Origin of the sequence: Micromonospora sp. DT178, assembly GCF_049841695.1 — a bacterium.
GTDB lineage: Bacteria > Actinomycetota > Actinomycetes > Mycobacteriales > Micromonosporaceae > Micromonospora.
Genome location: NZ_JBNCKV010000004.1, coordinates 447049 through 473400 on the forward strand (window position 1 = coordinate 447049; position 26352 = coordinate 473400).

Here is a 26352-nt window from a genome sequence, read left to right on the forward strand (position 1 = left end):
GGAATCGCCGCTCACGGGTGGACAGGGACGGGCCCGGCGCGTGTACCATTCACCCGTCGCCGGGCGGCTCCCCCCGTGGCCGCCCGGCGCTCAAACTTCCGGTGCCGCCGCCCCTAGACTGGCCGGGATGAGCAGCCCTCTCCCCGCCGACGAGCCCCTGGTCTGCTCGTCCCGCGACTGTCGTGCCCCCGCCCACTGGGCGCTGAGGTGGAACAATCCCCGGCTGCACGACCCCGACCGGCGCAAGACCTGGCTCGCGTGCACCGCGCACCGCACCACCCTCGGTGACTTCCTCGACGCTCGTGGCTTTCTCCGGGAGGTCGTACCGGCGCCCGGATCGCCTACGCTCGAAGGGTGAGCGCGCACAACGGATTTTCCCGGTGAGCGGTGACGGGTCCGCCGGCCCGCCGCCGGCGCCACCCCTTCCGCCGGCGGGCCCCCTGGAGCCGTGGCCGGACACCGTCCGCTGGCAGTCGATCTCGGCCGACCTGATCTGGGTGGAGCTGATCCGCCTGGCGATGGTGCTGGTCGTCCTCGCCCTCGGGCTGGGCGTCGGCTGGGCGGTCAGCGGCAGCGGGTTCCTCGGCGCGGCACTCGGCGTGGTGCTGCTGTTCGGCGTCCTGCGGGCCGTGACGATCGTCCGCGCCGTACGGGCCTGGGGCTACGCGGAGCGGGAGGACGACCTGCTGGTCCGGCACGGGCTGCTGGTGCGGCGGCTGTCCATCGTGCCGTACTCGCGGATGCAGTTCGTCGACGTCAGCGCGGGGCCGCTGGAGCGCGCGTTCGAGCTCGCCACCGTGCAGTTGCACACGGCCGCGGCGGCGAGCGACGCCCGGGTGCCCGGGCTGCGCCCGGCGGAGGCGTCCCGGCTGCGCGACCGGCTCACCGCGCTGGGCGAGGACCGGGCGGAGGGCCTGTGAGCGACCCGGCCGCCCGGGGCACGGACCGCCCCGGGCCTACGCCGGCGGAACCCGGCGTCCGACCGGAGCCGGCCGGGCACCTCACGCAGCCCGGCGTCCGACCGGAGCCGGCCGGGCACCTCGCGGAACCCGGCGTCCGACCGGAGACGACCGGCCCTGTCGCGGAACCCGGCGTGCCGCCGGAGCCGGCCGGGCACCTCGCGCAGGCCGGCGTGCCGCCGGAGACGGCCGGGCACGTCGCGGCGGCGGGGCCTGCCGGGCCGGCGGGGGGCGCCGAGCCGCGGCAGCGGCTGCATCCGCTCAGCCCCGCCCTGCACGGCGCCAAGTCCCTGGTCGTGGTGATCGCCGGGCTGTCGTGGTCGACGCTGTCGCGGGTCGGCTTCGGCTGGTTCGCCCTGATGGCGGTGGTGCTGGCCCTGGGCGCCACCGTGCTGGCCGTGGTGAGCTGGTACTACACCGGCTACCACGTGGTGGGCCGCGAGCTGCGGGTGTACGAGGGGCTCCTCTGGCGGCGTACCAGGGCGATCCCGCTGGAGCGGCTCCAGGCCGTCGAGGTGGTCCGCCCGCTGCTCGCCCAGCTCACCGGCCTGGCCGAGCTGCGGCTGGAGGTGGTGGGTGGGGGCAAGACGGAGGCGCCGCTGGCCTACCTGAGCGTCGCCGAGGCGACCGCGCTGCGCCAGCGGCTGCTCGCGATCGCCGGGCGGGTCGCGGCCGAGACGAGCGCGCCGCCGCCCGGGGTGCCCGCGGGTCCGGCGGGCACGCCGGCGCCACCGCCCGGCCGGCCGCTGCACGCCGTGGGCAACAACGACCTGCTGGTCAGCCAGCTGCTGACCCCGCAGGCGTTCATGATCCCGTTCGGCGTGGCGTTCGTGGTGGCGCAGTTCCTCTCCGAGGACTCCTGGTCGTTCATCGCGGTGGCGAGCACCCTCACCGCCATGGCCGGGGTGCTGCTGCAACCGGTGCGGCGGGTGCTCGACGACTGGAACTTCCGGCTCGCCCGGGACGAGGGCACGCTGCGGATCCGCAACGGGCTGCTGGAGACCCGCGCGCAGACCGTGCCGCTGGACCGGGTGCAGGCCGTCGGGGTGACCTGGCCGCTGCTGTGGCGGGTCAAGGGCTGGCTGCGGCTGCGCCTGGAGGTGGCCGGCTACTCCGCCGGCGAGGCCGACGAGCGCAACCGGCCGGACCGCCTGCTCCCCGTCGGTGACCTGGCGACCGGCGAGGCGATCGTGGCCGAGGTGCTGCCCGGGGTGCGGCTGGCCGCGCTACCGCTGAGCCCGCCGCCGACGCGGGCCCGCTGGCTCAACCCGCTGAGCCGGGGCGTGCTCGGCGCCGGGCTCGACTCCCGGGTCTTCGCCGTCCGCTCCGGCCTGCTCACCCGGCAGCTGGCGCTCGTGCCGTACGCCCGGATCCAGAGCGTGCGGGTCGTGCAGGGGCCGGCGCAGCGGCGGCTGCGGCTGGCCACGGTGCACGCCGACACCGCGGGCGGCGCCGGCGCGGCCGCCCGGGACCGGGACGTCGCCGAGGCCTGGGCCCTGGCGGCGGAGCTGACGGCCCGCGCGCACGCCGCCCGCCGGGCGGGCTGACCCCGCCCGGACCGGTCAGCGGGCTGCCGTCACCGGCGGCGGCTCGGCCGACGCCGGCGGATCGGTCGGCGCGGCGTCGGACTCCTCCGCCGGGGCCCGGCGGGCCCTGCGGGCCGCCCACCAGCGCTCGGCCAGGCCGACCGCGAGGAAGGTCATCCCGACGTACGCCCAGCCGACCAGCACGTCGATCACGTAGTGCTCGCCCGAGTAGACCAGGGTGAACGTCATCGCCAGCGGGTACGCCAGCAGCAGCGGCCACCAGCGGCGGCGGGTCTGCCGCAGGAAGAACAGCACCACGAACAGCGCGAACGCGGTGTGCAGCGAGGGCATCGCGGCCACCGGGTTGGAGGCGATCTGCCCGGCGTTGAGCAGGTTGCCGGCGCCGTGCATGCCGAACGCCTTCCACCCGCGCGTGGAGATCCGCGCGACCTCCTCCAGCAGGCCGTTCTGCGCCGCCCACCAGGGCGGGGCGGCCGGGTAGAGGAAGTAGGTGATCAGGCCGGTGGCGCACAGGAAGCCCCAGCGGCGCATGAAGGCCGCCCACCGCCCCCGGTCCCGCAGCCAGAGCACCGCCGCGGCGGCCAGCGCCACCACGAAGTGGGAGAAGTAGACCCAGCTGACGGCGACGTCCCACCAGTGCACCTCGGGCCGGTAGAGGTGCTCCTGGAGCCAGGTCGTCGGCACCTGCCCGCCCGTCGCCCAGCCGAACATCACCCGGTCGGCGACGATCAGCTCGTACGCGTGCGGGGTGGCGCCGTTGTCGGCGAAGCCCCGGGACAGGTTGTAGACGGCCAGCAGCAGCACCACCGGCACCCAGTCCCGCGCGAAGCGCAGGTGGCTGCGCCACGGCCGGCTGCTGTTCCAGGCGACCGTCGCCGCCCAGATCCACAGGAACGCGTACGCCGGGTCGGTCGGCAGTCCGATGCCGAGCCAGCCGACGACGAAGGCGACCCCCCACACCGTCATCGCGACCACACGGCGACGCCCGCCGTCGGGCGAGGCGGGCGGCTCGGTCCGGGCGGGGGGCTGGGGGTCGGTCGCGACAGACATCGCGGTCAAGGTTAACGGCGCGGACGGCATCGACCGACGCCGACCACCGGTCCCTCGCGGGCCGCCCGCCGCCCGGTGCCGTCTCGTCTAGGCTTTGACCATGCAGGAGCAGCCGGATTCCGCGCTGACCCCGGGCCTGACCGCCCGGGTGGAGCTGACCGTCACCGACACCGACACCGCCGAGGCGGTCGGCTCGGGAGACGTGCCCGTCCTGGGCACGCCCCGCGTGCTCGCCCTCGCCGAGGCGGCCACGGTGGCGGCCACCGCCGACCGGATGCCCGGCGGGTCGACGACCGTCGGCACCCGGGTCGAGCTCGACCACCGGGCCGCCACCCCCGTGGGGCGCACGGTGGTGGCGCAGGCGCGGCTGACCGCGGTCGACGGGCGGCGGCTGCACTTCGAGGTGAGCGTCAGCGACGGCGACGAGACCGTCGCCGAGGGCCGGGTGGAGCGGGTGCTGGTCGACCGGCAGCGCTTCGTGGAACGCGCCGCGCGGTCGTCGTGACTGCCCGCTTCGTGGCGGTCGCCGACGGGGTGCACGTGCTGCGCGAGCCGTTGCTGCACGTCAACGTCACCCTCGTCGTCGGCGACGGGGCCGCGCTGCTGGTCGACACGCTCTCCACCGCCGGGCAGGCCGCCGCGCTGGCCGACGCGGCCCGGGCGGTCACCACCGCCCCGTGGACGGTGGTCAACACCCACCACCACTTCGACCACTGCTTCGGCAACGCGACCCTCGCCGCCGACCCGCCCCGCCCGGTCTACGCGCACGAGATCGCCGCCGAGGCGATGCGCGAGCCGGAGCGGCTGCTCCGGGAGGCGTACGAGGAGCTGCGCGACGAGCATCCCGCGCTGGCCGAGGAGGTGGCCGGGACCGCGCTGCTGGCGCCGACGCACACCGTGCACGGCGAGACCGTGCTCGACGTGGGCGGCCGGCGGGTGGTGCTGCGCCATCCCGGCCGGGGGCACACCGCCGGCGACCTGGTGGTGCACGTGCCGGACGCCGACGTGCTGGTCGCCGGGGACCTGGTGGAGCAGAGCGGCCCGCCCGCCTTCGAGGAGTCGTACCCGTTGCAGTGGCCCGACACGGTGGCGGAGCTGCTGCGGATGACCACCCCGGCCACCGTGGTGGTGCCGGGGCACGGCGACCCGGTGGACGCCGGGTTCGTCCGCGCCCAGCACGCCCAGCTCGTCGAGCTGGCCTGGCTCATCCGCGCCGGGCACACCGGCGGCGCACCGCCCGAGCGCGTCGCCGCCGAGGCGCCCTTCGGCGCCCGTCCCGCCCTGTACGCCGCCCGCCGCGGCTACGCCGAACTCGACGGCACCGCCTGACGCGCGTCATCGCGGCGGGGCGGGTCAGCGGGCGAAGCGGGCGAGGACCTCGGCGCGGGTGGGCATGGCGGTCGCGCCGCCCGGCGACTCGCACACCAGGCCGGCGACCCGCAGCGCGAACGCCACCCGCCCCGGCCAGGCCGCCGGGTCGGTGGGCTCGCCGTCGACCAGCAGGTCCGCGATGAGCGCGCCCATCACCGAGTCGCCGGCGCCGGTGGCGTCCACCGCGTCGACCTTCGGTGCGGGTACGCGTACCGGATCGGCACCGGCGGCGGCGAGCACCGCGCCGGCGGCGCCGAGGGTGACCACCACGGTGCCGGCGCCGAGTTCCCGCAGGTAGGCGGCCACGCCCTCCTCGGGTTCGCCGGGGTAGAGCAGCTTCGCGTCGGCGGCGCTCAGCTTGACGAGGTGGGCGCCGGCGGCGAACTCGGCCACCACCTCGCGCAGCCCGGCCAGGGCCGCCGGCCCGTCGAGCAGCCGGGGGCGCACGTTCGGGTCGAAGACCCGCAGCCCGGAGGCGAGCCCCCAGGCCCGGCGCGCGGCGGCCAGCACCGGTGGCTGGAGCAGCACGATCGACCCGCAGTAGACGACGCCGGCGCCCCCGACCAGCTCGGCGTCGAGGTCGTCGGGGCCGAGCAGGCCGTAGGAGGGTGGCTCGCCGTAGAACCGGAAGTCGGGCTCGGGACCGGCGAAGGTGGCCACCGCCAGCGCGGTCGGCGCGGGGAAGGTGACCGCCCCGGCCAGGCCGACGCCCGCACGGGTCAGGAAGTCGCGGATCCGCCCGGCCAGGAGGTCGTCGCCGAGCGACCCGACGAACTGCACCGCGCCGCCGAGCCGGGCGACGGCGACCGCCACGTTGAGCGGCCCGCCCCCGACGGCCTGCCGGTAGACCGGCTCGCCGTCGCGCTCGGTGTCGAGCAGGTCGACCAGTGCCTCGCCGAGCACCACCGCGTATCCCATTCCGGTCCTCCGTCCACGGCCCGCGCCGACCGATCTTGTCGCACCAGGCTGGCACAGTACGGGCCGTGACGAGCGCTGAAGCCACCGTATTGGCCTACTGGGCGGCGTGCGAGGCGCGGGACTGGGCGGCCTTCGGCCGGCTGCTCGCCGACGACGTCGTCTACCACCTGCCGCAGACCCGCGAACGGATCACCGGCCGCTCCGCGGTGGTGCGGTTCAACCGGGAGTACCCCGACGGCTGGCACCTCACGGTGACCCGGGCGGTCGGCGCGGGCCGGCACGCCGCCACCTGGATCACCTGCGCCCACGAGGGCGCGCAGCTTGCGGCCACCAGCTTCTTCGACCTCGACGAGACCGGTCTGGTCCGCGAGGTCACCGAGTTCTGGCCCGAGCCCTACGAGCCGCCGGCCGGCCGCGAGCACCTCGCCGAGCGTTACTGACACATCGAGCAACGACTATTGCGTGCTGTCGTCGTCCGTGGTGGGATGACGCTTGCCGGGCGGTGCGGGGGCTGCCGCGCCGCCGGCGCCGGGTTCACATCCACGCGAGGGCACCGGCCCGCCAGTCGGGCCGCCGACGGCGCACGTACGCCGGCCATCCGCGCCGGGCACGTCCGCCGCGACCGTCTTACCCGCGTCGCAGCGGGGCGGCCGGAGCTGCCCCCGCGCGTTGCCCGTGGGACGCCCGCGTCCCGCGAGTGAGGAGAACCCGTGTCCCACCGATCGCGTACGGCCGCGTTGCTCACCGCGGCCGCGACCCTTCTCGCGGGTGCCGTCGTCCTGACGGCGGGGCCTGACCCCGCCGCCGCGCACGGCACCCCGATGGCCCCCGGCAGCCGCACCTACCTCTGCTGGAAGGACGGTCTCACCAGCACCGGCGAGATCAAGCCGAACAACCCCGCCTGCTCCGCCGCCGTGGCCCAGAGCGGGACCAACTCGCTCTACAACTGGTTCAGCGTGCTGCGCTCCGACGCCGGCGGCCGGACCGTCGGCTTCATCCCGGACGGCAAGCTGTGCAGCGGCGGCAACCCGGGCTTCGCCGGCTACGACCTGGCCCGCACCGACTGGCCGCTGACCCACCTGACGGCCGGGGCCCGGATGGAGTTCCGCTACAGCAACTGGGCCCACCACCCGGGCACGTTCTACTTCTACGTCACGAAGGACAGTTGGAGCCCGGACCGCCCGCTGGCCTGGAGCGACCTGGAGGAGCCGTTCCTGACGGTGACCAACCCGCCGCAGCGCGGCTCGAGCGGCACCAACGACGGGCACTACTACTTCAGCGGCAGCCTGCCCACCAACAAGAGCGGCCGGCACCTCATCTACTCGCGCTGGGTCCGCTCCGACAGCCAGGAGAACTTCTTCGGCTGCTCGGACGTCACCTTCGACGGCGGCAACGGCGAGGTCACCGGCGTCGGCCCGGGCGGCACGCCGCCGCCCAACCCGACCACTCCGCCGCCCAACCCGACCACGCCGCCGCCCAACCCGACGACCCCGCCGCCGAACCCGACCACGCCGCCGCCGCACAGCGGTGACTGCATGCCGGTCTTCAAGGTGATCAGCTCCTGGTCGGGCGGTTTCCAGGGCGAGGTCATGATCATGAATCACAGCGCGTCGACCTGGTCGGGGTGGACGGCCAACTGGACGTGGCCCAGCGGGCAGACCATCAACAGCCTGTGGAGCGGCACGCTGAGCGGATCCGGCTCCTCGGTCACCGTGACCAACGCGCCGTACAACGGCACGATAGCCCCGGAGGGCACCACGACCTTCGGTTTCGTCGCCACCACCAACGGCACCAACACCCTGCCCACGGTCACCTGCTCCGGCCGCTGACCCGCTGCCCCCCGGCCCCGGTCCCGGTCCCGGTCCCGGTCCCGGTCCCGGTCCCGGTCCCCTGAAATGATCAAGAGGTTTGCGTCCTCCGGGAACGCTTCCGGAGACGCAAACCTCTTGATCGACAGCGTGGCCGCTGGGCGGGGCCGGGGCCCGGGCGGGGGCGGGGGCGGGGGCGGGGGCGGGGGCGGGGGCGGGGGCGGGGGCGGGGGCGGGGGCGGGGGCCCGGGCGGGTAGCCCGGGTCAGCGGACCATGGAGCCGACCACGGGCTTGGTGAGCAGGGCGGACTGGTTGCGCTGGATGCCCGGGTCGAGGGTCTTGGCGACGAAGATGGCGTGCCAGATGCAGAAGATCAGCACCGTCCACACCTTGCGGGAGTGGTCGGCCTCCTCCCGCTTGTGCTCCTCCAGCAGCCGCATCGCGTACGACAGGTCGAGCAGGTCGCCGGCGCCGGAGGTGGACAGCACGTGCCGGGCCCACTCGTACATCTCGCCGCGCAGCCAGACCCGGGTGGGGGTCGGGAAGCCGAGCTTCTTGCGGTTGACGATGGCCGGCGGCACCACGCCCTGGAGCGCCTGGCGCATCGCGTACTTGGTGGCGTCGGAGCGGGGCGGGAGCTTCAGGTCCACCGGGATCCTGGACGCCACGTCGAAGACCGCCCGGTCCAGGAAGGGCACCCGCACCTCCAGCGAGTGGGCCATCGAGATCCGGTCGGCCTTGACCAGGATGTCGCCGCGCAGCCAGGTGTACAGGTCGACGTACTGCATCTTGGTGACGTCGTCGAGCTCCGTGCACTCGGCGTAGATGGGCGCGGTGACGTCGGTGTAGCGGACCGAGGGGTCGTAGCGGCGCAGCAGGTGCTGCTTCTCCTCCTCGGTGAACATCCGGGCGTTGCCGTAGTAGCGCTGCTCGATCGGGGTGGTGCCGCGCTCCAGGAAGCTCTTGCCCTTCACGCCCTGCGGGATGGCCTTGGAGACCGCCCGCAGCCCCTTCTGCACCCCGTCGGGCAGCCCGTTGACCGAGCTCAACGACAGCGGCTCGCGGTAGATGGTGTAGCCGCCGAAGAACTCATCGGCGCCCTCGCCGGAGAGCACCACGGTGACGTGCTCGGCGGCCTTCTTCGCCACGAAGTAGAGGGGCACCAGGGCCGGGTCGGCCACCGGGTCGTCCAGGTGCCAGACGATCTTCGGCAGCGCCTCGATCATGTCGTACGGCCCGATCTTGGTCGGGATGGTGGTCACGTCGAGGTGCCGGGCCGAGTCCTGGGCGACGTCGATCTCCGAGTAGCCCGGGACGTCGTAGCCGACGGTGAAGGTGAGGATGTTCGGGTTGAACTCCCGGGCCAGCGCGACCACGGCGGTCGAGTCGATGCCGCTGGAGAGGAACGAGCCGACCGGCACGTCGGAGCGCATGTGCATCCGGACGCTCTCGCGCAGCGTCTCCCGGATCTCGTGGTAGAGCCGCTGCTCATCGGCGACCGGGGTGGGCCGGAACACCGGCCGGTACCACCGGCGCACGTCGATGCGCCCGCCCGGGGTCCAGGTCAGGTACTCGCCGGAGCCGATCCGGCTGATGCCCTTGTGCAGGGTGCCGGGCTCGGGCACGTACTGGAGGGTCAGGTAGTGGCTGAGGTTGGCCGTGTCGATGCCGGCGTCGCCCTGGTAGTTGGAGTGGGCGAAGGGCAGCAGCGCCTTCTTCTCCGAGGCGAGGTAGAGGCCGTCGGCGGTCTCCAGGTAGTGCAGCGGCTTGATGCCGAAGTAGTCCCGGCCGCCGAACGCGCGGCGCTCCTGCCGGTCCCAGATGACGAAGGCGAACATGCCGCGCAGCCGGGTGAGCACCTGCTCGCCCCAGAAGTGGTAGCCGGCGACGATCACCTCGCCGTCACCGGCGGTGGCGAACTGCGCGCCGAAGGTCCGGATCAGCTCCTCGCGCAGCTCGATGTAGTTGTAGATCTCACCGTTGAAGGTGAGCAGGTAGCGCCCGTTCGCGTAGGACAGGGGCTCTTGGCTGGAGGCCACGTCGATGATCGCCAACCGCTTGTGCGCGAACACCCCGTCCGCGTACCGGCCGGAGGCGTCGCCGACCACCTCGACACCGGTCTCGTCCGGTCCGCGGTGGTGCAGGCATTCCAACGCCCCGGCGATGTTGTCGCGGTGGGCGGCGGCGTCGCCGCGCGCACTGAAGAAGGCCAGGAGTCCGCACATGGTCGTCATCTTTCCACGCGGCCCGAGCGGCCGTCGCGGCACCGCTGGGCTCTCCCCCACCGCGACGCCGCACGGCTGGCCGGGACCCGCGTCCGGAGCCGGCCGGTGCGGCGGACGGCGCGTACGGGTGGCATCCGCCGCGCACGGCACCCGCCACCGTCGGGGCCCGGCCGGGCCCCGGCGGCGCGCGGTACCGTCTGACCTGCGAAGACGCGGAGGGAGCGGAGCATGACCGAGGGACGTACCGACAGCCGGCCGGCGGACGGCACCGAGTCGCACGACCCGGACTTCCCCGAGGCGTTCCTGGCGTTCATGCGGCAGGGCTGGCGGGACACCACCCTGCCGGTCGGCCCGCGACCCGAGGTGCCGAACCACGCCAAGCGACGGGCCGCGCTCTCGGCGGCCTTCCCGGGCGAGACCCTGGTGATCCCCACCGGTGGCGAGAAGGTACGCGCCAACGACACCGACCACCCGTTCCGCCCGGGCAGCGACTTCGCCTACCTGACCGGCGACCACGACCCGGACGGCGTGCTCGTGCTGCGGCCGAACGGGTCGGGCCACGACGCCACCCTGTACATGCGGCCCCGCTCGTCGCGGCGGACCGACGAGTTCTTCCGCAGCCGGCACGGCGAGCTGTGGGTCGGCCGGCGGCACACCCTGGCCGAGAAGTCGACCGAGCTGGGCCTGCCCACGGCGGACCTGACCGAGCTGGACGCGACGCTGGCCGACCTGGCGCCGGGGCGTACCCGGGTGCTGCGCGGCTTCGACGCGCGGGTGGACACGGCCGTGCGCCCGTACGACGGCCACCGCGCCGAGGGCCAGCCGGCCCGCGACCGGGAGCTGGCGATCGCCATCTCGGAGCTGAAGCTGGTCAAGGACGAGTGGGAGATCGCCCAGCTCCAGGACGCGGTCGACGCGACCGTCCGGGGATTCGAGGACGTGGCCCGGGCGCTGCCGGCGGACCGGGGCGTGTCGGAGCGGCTGCTGGAGGGGATCTTCGCGCTACGCGCCCGGCACGACGGCAACGACGTCGGCTACGGCTCGATCGTCGGCGCGGGCGAGCACGCCACGATCCTGCACTGGGTGCACAACCACGGCAAGACGCGGCCGGGCGAGCTGCTGCTGATGGACATGGGCGTGGAGAACCGCAACCTCTACACCGCCGACGTCACGCGGGTGCTGCCGGTCGACGGTCGGTTCACCCCGCTCCAGCGCCAGGTCTACGACGCCGTGCACGCCGCGCAGCAGGCCGGCATCGACGCCATCCGGCCCGGCGTGGCGTTCCGGGAGGTCCACCTGGCCTCGATGCGGGTGCTCGCCCAGGCGCTGTCCGACCTGGGTCTGCTGCCGGGAAGCGTCGACGAGGCCATGGACGCCAGGTCGACGGTGTACCGGCGCTGGACGTTGCACGGCACCAGCCACATGCTCGGCATCGACGTGCACGACTGCGCCAACGCCCGCAAGGAGAAGTACCGGGACGGCACGCTGGGCGAGGGCTACGTGCTCACCGTCGAGCCCGGGCTCTACTTCCAGCCGGAGGACGAGCTGGTTCCCGAGGAGCTGCGCGGGATCGGCGTCCGGATCGAGGACGACATCCTGGTCACCGCGACCGGCGCGGTGAACCTCTCCGCCGGGCTGCCGCGTGCCGCCGACGAGGTGGAGACCTGGCTGGCCGAGCAGCGCGAGGCTGGGCCGCGCCTGCCGGGCTGATCCCAGGGGTACGACCACACGGCGGGCCCCGCCGCCGGTTGCGACTTTCGACGCGACCGGCGGCGGGGCCCGTCGGCGTCTGCGCTGCTCACCCACTTCCTGCCCGGAGCCACCAGGTTGGCGCCTCGCGCCCGACGTGAGGCGAATGCGGGGCTTTTTCGGATTCACGCCTCTCGCGAGGAACATTCTCATACGGTGTCTATCACAGGCTACAAACCCATTTGTGGCTGGTCGCGCCTCTTCGCGTGGTGCGGCCCCGTCTGGCAGCAGGAAAGGGCGGAAGGCTCTGATGTCCAAGGACGTAACGACTCCCGACGGTGGCGCCCCCACGGGCGCACCGACCCGAGGGCGGCGCAAACTCTGGGTGGCTGCGGGCGTCGCCGGACTGACCGGCGTGGTCGGCCTGGCGGCACTGGGCGGCCTGGCCGCTCGCGATGACAGGCCCGGCGGCGCGAACCGGCTGTCGGACGCGCAGTCGGCAGCCCCGAAGCAGCACGTCAGCGACGCCGACACGGCCGACGCGGGCGCCGTCAAGGAAGACGACAATAAGGGCGACCAGGACGCCCGCGGTGGCCAGGACGACTGGCAGAACAAGGACTGGCAGGGCAAGGACGCCCGCGACGGCAAGGACGGCCGGGACGGTCGCGATGGCAAGGACAAGGACGGCCGTGACGGCAAGGACGCCAGGGAACTGCCGTGTGACACCGACGTGCTGGTCGAGGCGGTGAACAGGGCCAACGAGGACAACGGCGGGGCGTTCAAGCTGGCCAAGGACTGCACCTACAAGTTCACCGAGCAGACCGCCAACAACGCCTTCCCCGTCATCGGCCAGCGCATCACGATCCTGGGCAACAACTCGACGTTCTTCCACGACGGCACCGAGTTGTTCCGGTTCTTCGAGGTCGCCTCCGGCGGCGATCTGACCCTAAAGGACCTCACCCTCAAGGGCGGCCAGGTGACCGCCCCGCCGCAGCTGCCGAGCCGCGCCAACGGCGGCGCCCTGCTCGTGCAGGAGGGCGGCGAAGCCACCCTGAAGCACACCAAGCTGGTCGACAACCGGGCCACCGGCACCGGCAACGGCGGCAACGGCGGCGCCATCTACAACCTCGGCGAGGTCGAGATCCACGACAGCACCCTCGCCGACAACCACGCCCGCGGCAACGGCGAGAACGGCGGCAACGGCGGCGCCATCTACAACGAAGGCGAACTGACCGTCCACGACTCCCGCATCGACAACAACACCGCCACCGGCACCGGCAACAGCGGCGGCGACGGCGGCGGCATCGCCAACCGCGACAACGGCATCACCACCGTCGCCTACAGCCAGATCACCAACAACAAGACCAGCAACGACGGCGGCGGCATCCACAGCGACGACGACGCCCGCCTCACCGTCACCCGCACCAAGATCGCCCACAACACCGCCAACGACAACGGCGGCGGCATCCACAACGACGGCGACTCCACCATGCTGCTGGAATACGTCATCATCGCCGGAAACAAGGCCACCGACGACGGCGGCGGCGTCTTCCACGACAGCGACAACATCGCCACCATCAAGCACACCCACTTCGCCGACAACACCGCCGGCGACAACGGCGGCGGCCTGTTCAACGGCGACACCCTGAACCTCTACGACAGCGAGTTCAAGGGCAACCACGCCGAACAGGGCGGCGCCATCTACAACGACAACAACGCCGTCCTCACCATCCGCAACAGCAAGATCGTCGGCAACTTCGCCGCCGAAACCGCCGGCGCGGGCGGCATCTTCAACGCCAACAACGCCACCGTCAACCTCGACAACAAGACCATCATCAAGAAGAACGAACCCCGCAACTGCACCAACGTCCCCGGCTGCGCCAACTGAACCACCACATAACGAAGGGATCCCTTCCCCCGTGCCCGGGGGAAGGGATCCCTTCCGTGCGGCGCCAGTCCAGGACGATCCCGTCTCGGGGCCGGCAAGGCGCCAGCCCGTGGTCGGGTTGCGCCCGGTTGAGGCGACCCGTGACGCAGGCCACCGGTTCGGCACGACTACGCAGCCGCACTCCTCGCCGTCCGGACCGTCCCACCCTGGCCCGTGTCACCCCTAACGTGGGTTCCTTTCGGATATGGCCGTGAAGAGAAAAACATTCTCATACGGTGGGCCTCAGTAGCTACAACCGATTTGTAGCCAGGGCAGCCCGCGGTGGCGGAGCGGCCCTGTCTGGTACGAGGAGAGAGCAGAGAGCTCCGATGTCCAACTACCTTCGCAAGAACGCCGAGAACACCGCGCCGAAGACCCGGCGCAAGCTGTGGCTCGCCACCGGCGTCGCCGGGTTGACCGGCGTGGCCAGCCTCGCCGGCGTCGCCGCCGCGGGCAGCGCGGGCGCCGTCGGGGTCGACCGTCTCGCCGACCTGAAGTGGTCCACGGCCGAGCAGGTCGCCAAGGACGACGCCGCCGGTCGCGACGACCGTGCGGGCGAGACCGGCAAGGGCCAGGACGGGCAGGACGCCCGCGGTGGCCAGGACGACTGGCAGGGCAAGGACTGGCAGGGCAAGGACAGCAAGGACTGGCAGGGTAAGGACGCCCGCGACGGCAAGGACGGTCGCGACGGCAAGGACGGCAAGGACGGCCGGGACGGTCGCGATGGCAAGGACGCCAGGGAACTGCCGTGTGACACCGACGTGCTGGTCGAGGCGGTGAACAGGGCCAACGAGGACAACGGCGGGGCGTTCAAGCTGGCCAAGGACTGCACCTACAAGTTCACCGAGCAGACCGCCAACAACGCCTTCCCCGTCATCGGCCAGCGCATCACGATCCTGGGCAACAACTCGACGTTCTTCCACGACGGCACCGAGTTGTTCCGGTTCTTCGAGGTCGCCTCCGGCGGCGATCTGACCCTAAAGGACCTCACCCTCAAGGGCGGCCAGGTGACCGCCCCGCCGCAGCTGCCGAGCCGCGCCAACGGCGGCGCCCTGCTCGTGCAGGAGGGCGGCGAAGCCACCCTGAAGCACACCAAGCTGGTCGACAACCGGGCCACCGGCACCGGCAACGGCGGCAACGGCGGCGCCATCTACAACCTCGGCGAGGTCGAGATCCACGACAGCACCCTCGCCGACAACCACGCCCGCGGCAACGGCGAGAACGGCGGCAACGGCGGCGCCATCTACAACGAAGGCGAACTGACCGTCCACGACTCCCGCATCGACAACAACACCGCCACCGGCACCGGCAACAGCGGCGGCGACGGCGGCGGCATCGCCAACCGCGACAACGGCATCACCACCGTCGCCTACAGCCAGATCACCAACAACAAGACCAGCAACGACGGCGGCGGCATCCACAGCGACGACGACGCCCGCCTCACCGTCACCCGCACCAAGATCGCCCACAACACCGCCAACGACAACGGCGGCGGCATCCACAACGACGGCGACTCCACCATGCTGCTGGAATACGTCATCATCGCCGGAAACAAGGCCACCGACGACGGCGGCGGCGTCTTCCACGACAGCGACAACATCGCCACCATCAAGCACACCCACTTCGCCGACAACACCGCCGGCGACAACGGCGGCGGCCTGTTCAACGGCGACACCCTGAACCTCTACGACAGCGAGTTCAAGGGCAACCACGCCGAACAGGGCGGCGCCATCTACAACGACAACAACGCCGTCCTCACCATCCGCAACAGCAAGATCGTCGGCAACTTCGCCGCCGAAACCGCCGGCGCGGGCGGCATCTTCAACGCCAACAACGCCACCGTCAACCTCGACAACAAGACCATCATCAAGAAGAACGAACCCCGCAACTGCACCAACGTCCCCGGCTGCGCCAACTGAGCACAGTCACGCGGCACCAGCTGCGACGGCATCGGCTGACGCAGAGGACGGTCCGGCCCCCTTCCGCTCGGCGGAAGGGGGCCGGACACGTGCGACACCTACTGCTGCACGAAGACCGCCACACTGCGGGCCGGCACGGTGAACGTGCCGCTGGCCCGGTCGAACGAGGCCGTCCGCAGCGCCTCGTCGGCCGAGGCCCGCAGCACCGGATGCAGCGCGACGTCCGCCCCGCGCAGCCCGGTCAGCCGCTGCGTCGCCGTCTCGCCGGTGGCGTTGAAGACCACCGTCACCGACGTCCACCGCCCGTCGAGGCCCCGACCGTCCAGCGTCATCGTGAGCACGCCGGGGGTCTCCCCCGCTCCGGAGAGCGGGAAGGCGACCCGCTTCTGCACCTGCTCCGCCGTGGTCAGCCCGAAGACCGGCGAGGAGGCCCGGATCCTCAGCAGTTCGGCGTAGCGGGCGTCGGCCAGGTCGATCGCCGCGCAGTCCGGCACCAGCGCCGGGTCGGCCAGCAGCGGCTTGGCGTACGGCCACTTGTCACGGTTGTCCTGCTCGGGCGGCAGGCCGGCGCCGAAGCCGTTGCCCTGGGCGCAGTCCCAGCGGATCTGGTTGAACCAGTCACCCGAGTTGTACGAGTTGCGGTCCAGCGACTTCGAGCGCAGCCGCTCGGTGCCGGTGGTGACGAACCCGGGCCCCTGCCCCATCACCACCGTGCTCAGCGCCAGCACCTGCATCCGGGCCCGGTCCGCCGCCGGGGTGTCCTGCGGCAGCTTGTACGCCAGCGCGTCGTACAGGATCTCGTTGTCGTGCGCGTCGACGTAGGTGACCGCCTCCCCCGGCGCGGCGGTGTAGCCGGCGGGCGAGCCGTTGTAGTCGACCTGCGCGCCGGTCACCTGCCGGCCCGACGAGTCGGTGAACCGGTATCCGCGCAGGTTGCCGGTGAGTCCCACCTTGATCAGGTCGTGCTGGTGCAGCAGGCGGGCCCGCTGCTCGGCCGTGGACCCGTTCACGTCGTCGCCGTTGGGGTCGGTGAACAGGCCGGAGGCGAAGCCCTGCACCCGGGGGTTGGCGTCGAAGGGCCCGCCACCGCGTACCGCGTCGCGCAGCCGGTCGTTGAACGTGCCGATCCCGGTGCCGGCCATGTTGGCCTGGGTGGCCTGCACGAACCGGGCGTCGTCGGCGACCTCGCCGAAGTTCCAGCCCTCGCCGTAGAGCAGGATCTTCTTCCCGTCCACGCCGTCGCGGGCGACGGTCAGCTCGTCGAGCGCCTCGCGGACGGCCAGGATGTTCGCCTTCGGGTGGTGGCCCATCAGGTCGAACCGGAAACCGTCCACCTTGTACGCCTTGGCCCAGGTGACCAGCGAGTCCACCACGAGCTTGCCCATCATGGCGTGCTCGGGGGCGGTGTTGGCGCAGCAGGTCGAGTTGGCGACGCTGCCGTCGTCGAGCAACCGGTGGTAGTAGCCGGGCACGATCTGGTCGAGCACCGACTTCGGGTCGGCGCCCGCCGCCGAGGTGTGGTTGTAGACGACGTCCATCACCACGCGCAGCCCGGCGCCGTTGACGCCGGCCACCATCCGCCGGAACTCGGTGGTGCGCTTCGCGCCGGCCGGGTCGACGGCGTAGCCGCCCTCCGGCACGGTGTAGTGCAGCGGGTCGTACCCCCAGTTGTAGCCGTCGGTGTCGGCCACGGCCGCGACGCACCTCTGCTGCTGCTCGGAGTCCGGCGGCAGCGCGGCCAGGTCGCAGGCCGGCTGCCGCTGGTCGGCGCGCCGCTCGGGGATCGTGGCGAAGTCGAACGCGGGCAGCAGGTGCAGGTGGGTCACCCCGGCGTCGCCGAGCGCCTTCAGGTGCTTCATGCCGGCGGTGCCCGGGTCGGTGAAGGCGAGGTAGGTGCCCCGCCGCTCCGCGGGCACGGTGCTGTCGGCGATCGAGAAGTCCCGCACGGACAGCTCGGAGATCTGCACCTTCGTCGACGGCACGGCCGCCGGCTTGCGCAGCGCGGCCCACCCGGCCGGCGCGAGCGCCGGGTCGGCCAGGTCCACGATCTGGCTGTGCGTGGAGTCCGGCGCCAGCGCCACCGAGTACGGGTCGGTCACGGCGGCGGTGGCCATCTTCTGCGTCGCCGACTGCCACGCCTGGACCTGGTACCGGTAGTACCTGCCGGTCCAGTCGCGGGCGCCGCGCACGGACCAGACGCCGGTGCGGTCGTCCCGACGCATCGCCACGGTCCTCGGCGTCGCGGTCGGCGAGTCGAAGAGCTGGAGCGAGACCGTGCGGGCGGTGGGCGCCCAGACGGCCAGCGTCGGCACCCCGCCGGCGAAGGTCGGCCCGAGCCTCGCGTCGGTGGCCCGGGCGTAGACGTCGTCGAGCACGCCGGGGATCTGCACGCCGGTCGCGGCGAGCAGGGCGCCCGCCGCGTCCCGCTCGGTCACCAGGAGCTGCCCGCGCAGGGCCGCCGGGACCTTCGCCAGGTCCCGCCGGTCGAGCGTGAAGGCGCCGTGCGCCCACAGGTGCGGGAAGGCCGCGCGCTGGGCCTCGGTGAGCCCGTTGCGCTGCGCGGTCAACGGCAGCGTCGTGTACGTCCCGACCAGCTCGCCGTCGGCGACGGTCACCCCGCCGGCCGGGGCGGCGACCAGGTCGTACGTCCTGCCGTCGGTGGGCCCGGTCTGCCAGGCGACGGTGGAGCGGTCGATCCAGTGCGCCTTCTGCTTCGTGATGTCGACGTCGCCTGCGGCGCCGGAGGCGGTGGACGGCAGCAGCCGCCCGGGCGTGCCGGCGAGCAGCCACACCTCGCGTCCGGCGTCGGCGAAGTCGAGCCGCTGGTCGGTCGGCAGGTCCTTCTCGTCCCCCTTGTGGATGATGTAGCTCAGCCCGGTCGCCCCGGCGGCCAGCGGTACCCGGAAGACCGCGCCGAAGGCGTCGATCCGGGCCGGGGCGAGCGGGGCGGCCCAGTCCGTCGGGTTGGCGGCGCCGTCCCACAGGTGCAGGCCCCAGCCGTCGTAGTTGCCGTCGGCGCGGCGGTAGTGGATGAGGGCGGTGCCGTCCTCCACCGGCGGGTCGGGTTCGCCGGTGGCGGCCTGCCGGCTCGGGTACGTCGCCGGGTCGCCCTGCTTGACCCAGACCTCGCCGGTCTTCGTCACGTCGATCGTCCGATCCTGTTCCACGTCCTTGTTCCCGGACTTGTCGACCACCAGGAAGCCGACCGACTTCGCGCCCGGCTTGAGCTTCACCCAGGCGAACCGGCCGTAGGAGTCCTCGCCGGCGAACGGCTGGCCCTTGGGCCACTCGGTGACGTACGCGGGGTCGATGTCGCCCCAGGCGTAGAGGCCCCAGTCGTCGTAGCCGCCGGCGGGGCGCTGGTAGTGCACCACGGCCCAGTCGCGGGACGCGGACTGCGCCGGGGTGCCCACGGTCGCGGTGGACCGGGCGGTCGCGGTGCTGCCCTTACTGTCGCGGACGACGGCCTTGTACTCGACCTTCGTGCCGCCGGCCAGCCCGGTCAGGTCGTGGTGCACCGTGTACGGGGCCCGGTCGGCGCTGCCGAGCAGCGTCCACCTGCCGCCGGCGACCCGGGCGGCGACGGTGACGGTGGCCAGCGGGTCGCCGGTGACCTGCGCGGTGACGGCGGCCTTCGTGGCGACGGGCGCGCCGGGCGCCGGGGCGGTGATCGTGATCCGGGGCGCGGCGTCGGGCGACGCGATCGGGGTGCCGGCGCGGTGCACCACCGCCGACAGCGGCGGCACGGTCAGCGTGAGTCTGCCGTCCGCGCCGGCGACCGGGGCGGCCGATGCGCCGTAGACGCCGGTGAAGGTGGCGCCGGCCGACCAGGTGTCCACGGTGACAGTCTGCGCCGTCGCGGCGTTGTTCACCGCGACGACGTACTCGGTGCGCTGCTTCGGGTCGATCCGGGAGAACGCGAAGACGCCGGGGCCGTCGGCGGCGTACCGGCCGACCTGCACGCCGTCGCGCAGCGCCGGGTGCGCCTGGCGCAACGCGCCCAGCTCGGCGATGGCCCGGTAGAGCGGATGGGTGCGGTCGAACTGGTCGCTGGCGTGCGTACGGTCGGTGCCGAGCAGGTCGTCGTCGAGGTAGTCGGGGGTCTTCGAGGCGAACATGTCCTGCCGGGCGTCCTTGTCGCCGCCCGGTCCGGTGAAGCCCTGCTCGTCGCCGGAGTAGACGACCGGCTGGCCGCGGGTGAGGAACATCAGCTCGTGGGCGAGCTGGTCGCGGCGCAGGTGGGTGGCCGGGTCGGTGCCGCCGCCGGCGATGAACGAGCCGATCCGGCCCATGTCGTGGTTGCCGAGGAAGGTGGTCAGCCGGCCCGCGTCGGTGTCCCGGGCACGGTAGAGGTCGTCGCGGGCGTACACGTCGGCGAGCGCCCTGGCGGAGCCGTCGCCGGCGGTGTAGCCGCGCGCCGCCTCCTGGAAGGCGAAGTCGAGGGTGGCCGGCAGGCCGCCGCGCCGCACGTACGTCGAGGTGATCTCCGGGTCGGCGCTGTAGACCTCGCCGAACATGAAGAAGTCCTTCTTGCCGGCGCGGGCGGCGGCGCGCTCGACGCCCTGGCTGAACTGCGGCCAGAATTCGAGGTTGGCGTGCTTGACGGTGTCCAGCCGGAAGCCGTCGACGCCGGTGGAGGCCACCCAGTCGGAGTAGACCTTGGTCAGGCCGCGCACCACCTCGGGGCGCTCGGTCCACAGGTCGTCGAGGCCGAAGAAGTCGCCGTACTCGCTGTTCTCCCCGGCGAAGGTGGAGTCGCCCCGGTTGTGGTACATCGTCGGGTCGTTGAGCCACGCCGGGACCTTGACCTTCGCGTCGGCCGGGTTCGCGAACGTCGGGGTGTACGGGAACGACGTGGTGTCCACCTTCGGGAAGTCCCGGCTGCCGTCGGCGTAGTTGCGGTCCTCGAAGGGACGCCCCTGCGCGTCGGTGTACGGGGAGGTGGCCTTGTCCACGTAGCTGTACTTGTCCTCGGCGTAGGTGATGACGTCCGCGGTGTGGTTGACGATGACGTCGAGGTAGACCTTGATCCCCCGCCGGTGCGCCAGCGCGACCAGCCGCTTCAGGTCCTCCTTGGTGCCGAAGTGCGGGTCGACCTGGGTGAAGTCGGTGATCCAGTAGCCGTGGTAGCCGGCGGAGACGTCGGCTACGGTGCCCTGCACCGGACGGTTCTTGAAGATGGGCGCGAGCCAGATGGCCGTCGTGCCGAGCCCCTCGATGTAGTCGAGCCGGTCCATGACGCCCTTGAGGTCGCCGCCGTGGTAGAAGCCCTTGTCCTTCGGGTCGAGGCCGGTGGAGAGGCGGTCCCCGGTGAGGCCGCCGGTGTCGTTGCGCCGGTCGCCGTTGGCGAACCGGTCCGGCAGGACGAAGTAGAACTGCTCGGCGCGGGCCTGGCGGCTGCCGGCGGCGAGCAGCGCCTCCGCCGAGGGTTCGGTGCGCCACTGCGCGGCGCCGGTGGTGACCAGTGGGCCGGTGCCGTCGGGGGCGTCGGCGCCGAGCTGGCGCACGGCGAGCGGGGTGCCGACGAGGGCGAGGGTGAGCAGGGAGACGAGGGCGAGCAGGGCCTTGCGCGGTATCGGCGGGGGTTTCATCGACGCCTTCCTCTGGTCGCTGACTGGCCCGCACGCTAGCTCTTGCCGAAACGTTCTGCAATACCTTGCAAACAAAGTCGTAACACGGCAGGACGCTTGCAAAAGGAACGGCCCGGCGGGTGCACGCCGGGCCGTACGGGAAGAGGGTCAGCTAGACGCGGCAGGCGCCGCCCTCGACCGTGCAGCTCGCCGGGCGGCTCTGCGTGCCCTGGACGTAGAACCGCAGCGTGGTCGACGCGCCCCCGGGCAGGTCGCCGCCGCTGCGGTAGGTGAAGCCGTCGTCGATCCGCTGCGCCGTCCCCTGTGGCGCGCCCTCGATCCACGCGCTGCCCAGCCGCGCTCCCGGGAAGGTCAGCCGCGCCGTCCAGCCCCGGCCGGTCGACGACGCGTTGCTGACCAGCACCTCCCCGACGAACCCGTCCGCGTACGACTCCACCACCCGGTACCGGCCCGTCAGCGGGGACGCCGACGACGGCGGCGCGACCAGCGCCGTCTCCTCGCTCCCGCTGGGGGTCGGGGACGGCGGGGCGCTGCTGCGGGCGGGCGTGGACCGCGTCGGGGTGGGCCGGACGGTGGAGCGGCCGGACGACGTGGCCGGCGCCCGGGGCGAGCGCGTGGCCGTCGGGCTGGTCGCCGACGGCTCCGGGTCGGCCAGGCCGACGGTCGGCAGCGGCGGGCCGGGCTGCGCGTCGAACGCGGGGCCGCGCCCCCGGTAGGTGCCGAGCGCGATGGCCAGCAGGACCACCATCACCGCGACGCCGACGGACACCACGATCCACGGCGAGGACGCGATGGCGGTCGTGCCGTAGGACTTGCTCGATGTTCGGCGCGTGCCGGACATGCCCCTCCTCCCGCGGTCCTCCGGGCAGCGTAGCGGTCCGTGGCGACCTGGTGCGACCGTCCGGGCGCGCCGCGTACCGGCACCGCGTGGGGGGGCGCCGCAGTCGGAGGGAGCCGCGGTCCCGCCGGCGGTCAGGCGGTCCGCAGGACCGTGCAGATGACCGGGCCGGCGTCGGTGGACCGCAGCAGGTAGCGGTAGCGCTCGCCGGGGACCGCCCGGCCGTGGCTGTCCAGGAACTCCCACTCCACGGCCACCATGGTCAGCAGCGCCGACACCGGGTGCACGTCCTCGATGGCCGCGTGCGCCGCGACCAGCTCGCGCTCCTGGTAGTCGGGGGCCGCGCCCACGAAGGACAGTGCCACCGCCGCCGGTGAGGTGAACGAGAAGCTGTACGTGTCGGCCACCACCATCCCGGGCAGGGCGTAACAGCTGGCGATGGCGGCCACGTCGCCGGTGGTCAGCGCCACGCCGTACCGGTCGAAGAAGTCGGTCAGCGTGTCCAGATCGGTGGAGGCTCTCACGGGGACAGCAATTGCCGGCCGGACGGCGGGCCAAACCTCAGCGCGGCGGGATGCGCACCTCGATCTCCGCCCCGAGCCGGGCGCCGCCCGCGAGGCCGAGGTCGTCGCCGCTCCAGAACCGGCCCGGGTCGTACCAGTTGGGACGCCGCCCGGCCGGCAGCAGCCCCATCGCCTCGTAGGTCACCGCGACCACCTCCGCGCAGTACGCCGTCTCCAGTGCCCGGTCGCGCACGGCGGCACCGGCGCGGTCGGACGCGACCGCCCCGGGGCGGCCGGACGCCGGGCCGCCGGGGCGGTCCCCCGTCCGGCCGGGCAGGGCCGGCAGCCGCACCGCCGGGACCCGGCCCCGCAGCCAGCGCCAGGCGAGCTGGGCGGTGGACGGGAACGGGGTGCCGTCCAGGCGCGCGACGGTGCGCAGCACCGCCTTCTCCATCTCCGCGTCGGCCGGCGGGTCGAGCTGGCGCAGCCAGCCCCGCTGGCCGTACCGGTTGGCCCAGACGCAGACCGCGTCGCGCAGGTCGTGCAGTTGCACGCCGCGCTGGTGGGTGCCCGTCCACATGTCGGGCAGCGACCTGCCCAGCTCGGCGTGCCACATCAGGGGCGGCATGTCGTCCAGCACGACCGCCATGCCGACATGGTTCACCGGGCTGTTGGTGGTGAACTGGATGGCCCGATCGGGCACGCTGCGGCCCCGGAACACCCACACGTCGCCGGTACGGGTCAGGTCCACGGCCTCGTCCAGGCTGATGCTCATGGGGGTCTACCCTAGGCCGATGCGGCAACAGATGCGGTGGTGGAAGGTGCTCGGGCTGGCGGGCCTCGCCGGCGTGGCGGCGTCGGGCGTGGTCATCGCCCGGGCCGAGCGGCGGCGCCGGGCGTACACCCCGGAGGAGATCCGGGCCCGGCTGCGCGACCGGCACGCGGAAGCGACGGCGCCCGCCGACGACGCGCGCTGAGTGCCGCCGGCGTCAGTCGACGTCGTGGTGGTTACGTTCCCAGCGCCCGCCGACGGGCGGGGTGTCGAGCCGCACGGCCCCGGCGGCGTTGCCGGCGAGGTCGTTGTCCTCGATGCGGCAGGACACGCAACTGCCGGCCGGGGTGATCCAGAGCCCGTAGGTCTGGGTCTGCTCGTCGCGGTGGTCCCAGATCCGGTTGCCCCGCACGGTGGCCGAGTCGAACGGCGCGTTGACGGTGATGCCGGCCCGGATCGGCGGGGCCGCCGGCAGTTCGTACGACGCTCCGGGCGGCGGCGTGTCCTCGTTCCAGCCGGTGGGGGCATCCGCCCGCACCTCGGCGAGGGTGAGGACGGTGTCGGTGTTGGACACCACCACAGCCGTGCGTGACCCGACCCGCACCGTCTTGCCCCGGTGCCCGTCGTGCGACCAGTGCGCCCTCAGGTCGGTGACGGACCGGTGGTGGTAGCGCACCGACTCGCCACTGCCGGTGGCGGCCGGGGCGCACCGCCGGCCGTTGTTGCGGATCCGGTTGTTCACCACGATCGCGTCGGTCATCGGGCGGTCGATCCGGATCGCGTCCAGGCCGTTGTCCCAGAACTCGTTGCCGTCGACGACCACGTCCGCCGCCGCGCCCCGGTAGCCGTGCCCCAGGTCGTGCTCGTGGTAGCCGTACGCCCCGTTGGCGCTGATCCGGTTCCCGCGCACCGCGTACGGGCCGGGCGTGTTGCCCATGCTGATCCCGTCGCGGACGTTGCGGTCGATGACGCAGTCGCTGACGATGCCGCCCCGGCCGGCGACGCCCGCCGTGCCGTTGCCGGAGACGTCGAAGCCCGCCTCCAGGTTGCCGGTGAGGGTGCAGGCGGAGACGATCAGGCCGTCGGCCCCAGTCGGAGATGCCGAAGCGGTTCGCCTGGCTGTGGCAGCCGATGATGCGGTAGCCGCGCGGCGGCGTCCAGTAGTCCTTCTGGAGTTCGAGGAAGATCCCGTTGGTGCCGTTGCCGACGGCGGTGCAGTTGGCGATCGTGAGGCGCTCCACGTCGCCCCACCCGCCGATGCCGACGCCGACGCCCGCGCCGCCCATCTCCTCGCCGTTGTCCAGCCGCCCGCAGCCGACCACGACGACGCCGTCGATCAGGCTGTCCTGGAGGAAGTCGCAGCCGAGGCCGGTGGCGCCCGTGTGGTGGATGTAGAGGTTACGGAAGACGCCGCGCACCACGTACTGGAGGCCGAGCCCCTTGGCGAGGTAGTTGTACTCGACCATCGCCACGCCGGAGCCGTCGATCTCGAAGTCCGCGAAGGTGCAGTCGGCGATGTGCCGGTCGCGGCTCGCACCGTGCTGCACCGTGGTCCAGAACGCCAGCGGCGTCGGGTCCGCCCGGTTCCCCTCGTTGCTGAGCAGGAACCGCGTCATCCCCGGTCCCGCGCCGATCAGCGACACCCCGCTGCGCCACACCGTGCCGGCGTCCCGGATCGAGTAGATCCCCGGCGGGCAGTAGATGACCCGGGCCCGCCCGTCGGCGGCGTAGCCCTCGCCGAGGCGGTCGACCAGGGCCGACAGCGCCGGCTGGTCGTTCGTCACGCCGTCGCCGCGCAGCCCGAACTCCCGCGCGTCGCACCACAGGGGCGCGCCGGCGACCGGGGTGAGCCGCTGCGCGGCGGTGGACAGGCCCTGGCGCGGCATCCGACCCCTCCTCTGCGACGTACGGTCGTTCGCCTGCGACCGGCGCATTCCCGCCGCACCCGTCCGGAAACGCGCTACCCGGCCGGCGTGGGCCGCTCCGACGCGGTCGCCGGGGGGCCGGGGTCCGCGTCGGTGCCGGGCGTCGCGCCGCTGCGGCGCACCGCCTCCGCCAGCGCCCCGGCGGTACGCCCCACGAGCGCGCTGCCGTCGTCGAGCAGCAGCAGGGGCCGCTGGATCAGCTCGGGGGCGGCCACCATCGCCTCGAGCCAGCGCGGCTCGGCCGCCTCGTCGCGCGGCCAGTCGGCCATGCCGAGGGCCACCGCGACGGGCTCCTGGGTGCGGCAGACGTCCCAGGGGCGCGCGTCGAGCCGGCGCAGCACCTCGGTCAACTCCGCCGCGCTCGGCGGCCGGTCCAGGTACGGGCGCAGCGCGTAGCCGACCCCCGCCTCGTCGAGGGCGGTACGGGCGGCGGCGCACTTCGAGCAGGACGGGTTGTTCCAGATCTCCATGCCGGCCATGGTCGCAGCTCCCCCGCCTCCGGCGGCAGTACGACCCCGACGAGCCCCGACCCCTCCCGCGAGCCGTCCGCCCGACCTCGACAAGCCCTCGCCGCTCTCCCCCGAGCACCACGCTCCGCCAAACGTGATCAGGACGCCATGGACCTCAAAGCGGGCGGATGACGTCCATGGCGTCCTGATCACGAATGCGCTCGCTCCTCGCGCTTGCCCCTGCGGCGTTCGGCGCGCTGTCTGTGGCCGTCGTGCCGGCCTCTGGGCGCCCGGCCAACCAATGCACCGGTCACCCCGGCGGATGTGCGGTTCGATGCGCGATGTCCGTTCGCGGCAGCCCGCTCGGACGGCCCGTCCGATTTGCGGGAGTCTGCGGTGACAGGTGCCACCGGCCCGGCCGGCATGGGTCGGGGGCCCGGGTCGTTGTAACCATCGTGAACGCGTAACCCCCCGGGGGCCCCGACGGCCCGGGCGACGGTCGGAATGCCGGCCGGGCCCGCGTCGTTACATCCCCCGGACGCGCCCCACCGCCTCAGCGAGGGCGCACCCTGGTTCGACCTTTCCTCATGCGTGGCGCACCCGCCCCCCTTGGTGTGTGTCGCGTGCCCCCGATCGAAAGGTGCAGACGAATCATGCGTACCGACATGCTGCGTAAGACCGCTCTGACCGCTGCCGGGCTCGCCTTCACCGGCGGCGCCATCGCCGGCCCCGTCACCACCGCCCTCGCCGCCCCCGCCGAGACCAAGCCCGTCTCGGTTGCGGCCCAGGACCGCAAGGGTGGCGAGCGTGAGCTGGGCGTGCGCTACGAGGCCCAGCCCAACTTCTACTACTGCGGCCCC

At 73.1% G+C, this 26352-nt stretch carries 19 protein-coding genes and 2 pseudogenes; 12 read left to right on the plus strand and 9 right to left on the minus strand.

Annotated elements, in window-relative coordinates; all coding sequences use genetic code 11:
- Positions 1 to 127 precede the first annotated feature (127 nt).
- The 3 genes from ACLQ22_RS10670 (at position 128) to ACLQ22_RS10680 (ending at position 2506) form a co-directional block, all read left to right on the plus strand.
- A complete protein-coding gene (locus ACLQ22_RS10670; protein ID WP_425692120.1) occupies positions 128 to 358 on the plus strand; it encodes a hypothetical protein in 231 nt (76 codons plus the stop codon).
- 22 nt (positions 359 to 380) lie between these two features.
- Complete coding sequence (locus tag ACLQ22_RS10675) at positions 381 to 920, plus strand: PH domain-containing protein (protein WP_366642682.1); 540 nt, start codon at positions 381 to 383, stop codon at positions 918 to 920.
- 173 nt (positions 921 to 1093) lie between these two features.
- Positions 1094 to 2506, plus strand: a complete 1413-nt coding sequence (locus ACLQ22_RS10680; protein ID WP_425692121.1) for a PH domain-containing protein — start codon at positions 1094 to 1096, stop codon at positions 2504 to 2506.
- Positions 2507 to 2521: 15 nt separating this feature from the next.
- Here ACLQ22_RS10680 and ACLQ22_RS10685 read toward each other — a convergent pair whose 3' ends face one another.
- Positions 2522 to 3556: a phosphatase PAP2 family protein gene (locus ACLQ22_RS10685; protein ID WP_425692122.1), complete on the minus strand. Its 1035-nt coding sequence runs from the start codon at positions 3554 to 3556 to the stop codon at positions 2522 to 2524.
- A 94-nt stretch (positions 3557 to 3650) separates the two neighbouring features.
- Here ACLQ22_RS10685 and ACLQ22_RS10690 point away from each other — a divergent pair, with 94 nt between their 5' ends.
- Together ACLQ22_RS10690 and ACLQ22_RS10695 are read left to right on the plus strand one after the other, a co-directional pair.
- Positions 3651 to 4061 carry a thioesterase family protein gene (locus tag ACLQ22_RS10690; protein ID WP_425692123.1) on the plus strand — a complete coding sequence of 137 codons (411 nt, stop codon included), beginning with the start codon at positions 3651 to 3653 and terminating at the stop codon, positions 4059 to 4061.
- Positions 4058 to 4885, plus strand: a complete 828-nt coding sequence (locus tag ACLQ22_RS10695; RefSeq protein WP_425692124.1) for an MBL fold metallo-hydrolase — start codon at positions 4058 to 4060, stop codon at positions 4883 to 4885. The genes ACLQ22_RS10690 and ACLQ22_RS10695 overlap by 4 nt, the downstream gene beginning before the upstream one ends.
- 24 nt (positions 4886 to 4909) lie before the next feature.
- On the opposite strand, the gene ACLQ22_RS10700 is transcribed toward ACLQ22_RS10695, so the two are convergent.
- Complete coding sequence (locus ACLQ22_RS10700; protein WP_425692125.1) at positions 4910 to 5845, minus strand: PfkB family carbohydrate kinase; 936 nt, start codon at positions 5843 to 5845, stop codon at positions 4910 to 4912.
- A gap of 65 nt (positions 5846 to 5910) precedes the next feature.
- On the opposite strand from ACLQ22_RS10700, the gene ACLQ22_RS10705 reads away from it, so the two are divergent.
- Both ACLQ22_RS10705 and ACLQ22_RS10710 read left to right on the plus strand, forming a co-directional pair.
- Positions 5911 to 6285, plus strand: coding sequence for a nuclear transport factor 2 family protein (locus tag ACLQ22_RS10705; protein WP_425692126.1), 375 nt, complete (start codon positions 5911 to 5913; stop codon positions 6283 to 6285).
- A gap of 270 nt (positions 6286 to 6555) precedes the next feature.
- Positions 6556 to 7674, plus strand: coding sequence for a lytic polysaccharide monooxygenase (locus tag ACLQ22_RS10710; protein WP_425692127.1), 1119 nt, complete (start codon positions 6556 to 6558; stop codon positions 7672 to 7674).
- A 243-nt stretch (positions 7675 to 7917) separates the two neighbouring features.
- On the opposite strand, the gene asnB is transcribed toward ACLQ22_RS10710, so the two are convergent.
- Complete coding sequence (gene asnB / locus ACLQ22_RS10715) at positions 7918 to 9879, minus strand: asparagine synthase (glutamine-hydrolyzing) (RefSeq protein WP_425692128.1); 1962 nt, start codon at positions 9877 to 9879, stop codon at positions 7918 to 7920.
- A gap of 228 nt (positions 9880 to 10107) precedes the next feature.
- Here asnB and ACLQ22_RS10720 point away from each other — a divergent pair, with 228 nt between their 5' ends.
- The 3 genes from ACLQ22_RS10720 to ACLQ22_RS10730 all read left to right on the plus strand — a co-directional run bounded on the left by ACLQ22_RS10720 (position 10108) and on the right by ACLQ22_RS10730 (position 15414).
- Positions 10108 to 11589, plus strand: a complete 1482-nt coding sequence (locus tag ACLQ22_RS10720) for an aminopeptidase P family protein (protein ID WP_425692129.1) — start codon at positions 10108 to 10110, stop codon at positions 11587 to 11589.
- 289 nt (positions 11590 to 11878) lie between these two features.
- Entirely contained in the window at positions 11879 to 13456 is a 1578-nt protein-coding gene (locus ACLQ22_RS10725; protein ID WP_425692130.1) for a hypothetical protein, read from the plus strand.
- Between the two features lie 368 nt (positions 13457 to 13824).
- Positions 13825 to 15414 carry a hypothetical protein gene (locus tag ACLQ22_RS10730; protein WP_425692131.1) on the plus strand — a complete coding sequence of 530 codons (1590 nt, stop codon included), beginning with the start codon at positions 13825 to 13827 and terminating at the stop codon, positions 15412 to 15414.
- A 98-nt stretch (positions 15415 to 15512) separates the two neighbouring features.
- Here ACLQ22_RS10730 and pulA read toward each other — a convergent pair whose 3' ends face one another.
- From pulA to ACLQ22_RS10750, 4 genes are all read right to left on the minus strand, one after another.
- Entirely contained in the window at positions 15513 to 21005 is a 5493-nt protein-coding gene (gene pulA / locus ACLQ22_RS10735; protein WP_425692132.1) for a pullulanase-type alpha-1,6-glucosidase, read from the minus strand.
- A gap of 151 nt (positions 21006 to 21156) precedes the next feature.
- Complete coding sequence (locus ACLQ22_RS10740) at positions 21157 to 21846, minus strand: cellulose binding domain-containing protein (RefSeq protein ID WP_425692133.1); 690 nt, start codon at positions 21844 to 21846, stop codon at positions 21157 to 21159.
- 131 nt (positions 21847 to 21977) lie between these two features.
- Positions 21978 to 22367 (minus strand): hypothetical protein, encoded by a 390-nt coding sequence (locus ACLQ22_RS10745; RefSeq protein ID WP_425692134.1) that lies wholly within the window; start codon positions 22365 to 22367, stop codon positions 21978 to 21980.
- A gap of 37 nt (positions 22368 to 22404) precedes the next feature.
- Complete coding sequence (locus ACLQ22_RS10750; RefSeq protein WP_425692135.1) at positions 22405 to 23121, minus strand: hypothetical protein; 717 nt, start codon at positions 23119 to 23121, stop codon at positions 22405 to 22407.
- A 19-nt stretch (positions 23122 to 23140) separates the two neighbouring features.
- On the opposite strand from ACLQ22_RS10750, the gene ACLQ22_RS10755 reads away from it, so the two are divergent.
- Complete coding sequence (locus tag ACLQ22_RS10755; RefSeq protein ID WP_425692160.1) at positions 23141 to 23323, plus strand: hypothetical protein; 183 nt, start codon at positions 23141 to 23143, stop codon at positions 23321 to 23323.
- Between the two features lie 12 nt (positions 23324 to 23335).
- Here ACLQ22_RS10755 and ACLQ22_RS10760 read toward each other — a convergent pair.
- Both ACLQ22_RS10760 and ACLQ22_RS10765 read right to left on the minus strand, forming a co-directional pair.
- Positions 23336 to 25004, minus strand: a pseudogene (locus tag ACLQ22_RS10760) (right-handed parallel beta-helix repeat-containing protein).
- Between the two features lie 74 nt (positions 25005 to 25078).
- Positions 25079 to 25513, minus strand: coding sequence for an ArsC/Spx/MgsR family protein (locus ACLQ22_RS10765; protein WP_425692136.1), 435 nt, complete (start codon positions 25511 to 25513; stop codon positions 25079 to 25081).
- Between the two features lie 632 nt (positions 25514 to 26145).
- On the opposite strand from ACLQ22_RS10765, the pseudogene ACLQ22_RS10770 reads away from it, so the two are divergent.
- Positions 26146 to 26352, plus strand: a pseudogene (locus ACLQ22_RS10770) (C39 family peptidase); the annotation flags it as partial.

Coding starts and splice junctions, on each gene's coding strand:
- ACLQ22_RS10670 (WP_425692120.1), top strand. CDS start 128: ATGAGCAGCCCTCTCCCCGCCGACGAGCCCCTGGTCTGCTCGTCCCGC.
- ACLQ22_RS10685 (WP_425692122.1), bottom strand. CDS start 3,556: ATGTCTGTCGCGACCGACCCCCAGCCCCCCGCCCGGACCGAGCCGCCC.
- ACLQ22_RS10700 (WP_425692125.1), bottom strand. CDS start 5,845: ATGGGATACGCGGTGGTGCTCGGCGAGGCACTGGTCGACCTGCTCGAC.
- asnB (WP_425692128.1), bottom strand. CDS start 9,879: ATGTGCGGACTCCTGGCCTTCTTCAGTGCGCGCGGCGACGCCGCCGCC.
- ACLQ22_RS10720 (WP_425692129.1), top strand. CDS start 10,108: ATGACCGAGGGACGTACCGACAGCCGGCCGGCGGACGGCACCGAGTCG.
- ACLQ22_RS10725 (WP_425692130.1), top strand. CDS start 11,879: ATGTCCAAGGACGTAACGACTCCCGACGGTGGCGCCCCCACGGGCGCA.
- ACLQ22_RS10730 (WP_425692131.1), top strand. CDS start 13,825: ATGTCCAACTACCTTCGCAAGAACGCCGAGAACACCGCGCCGAAGACC.
- pulA (WP_425692132.1), bottom strand. CDS start 21,005: ATGAAACCCCCGCCGATACCGCGCAAGGCCCTGCTCGCCCTCGTCTCC.
- ACLQ22_RS10740 (WP_425692133.1), bottom strand. CDS start 21,846: ATGTCCGGCACGCGCCGAACATCGAGCAAGTCCTACGGCACGACCGCC.
- ACLQ22_RS10750 (WP_425692135.1), bottom strand. CDS start 23,121: ATGAGCATCAGCCTGGACGAGGCCGTGGACCTGACCCGTACCGGCGAC.
- ACLQ22_RS10755 (WP_425692160.1), top strand. CDS start 23,141: ATGCGGCAACAGATGCGGTGGTGGAAGGTGCTCGGGCTGGCGGGCCTC.
- ACLQ22_RS10765 (WP_425692136.1), bottom strand. CDS start 25,513: ATGGAGATCTGGAACAACCCGTCCTGCTCGAAGTGCGCCGCCGCCCGT.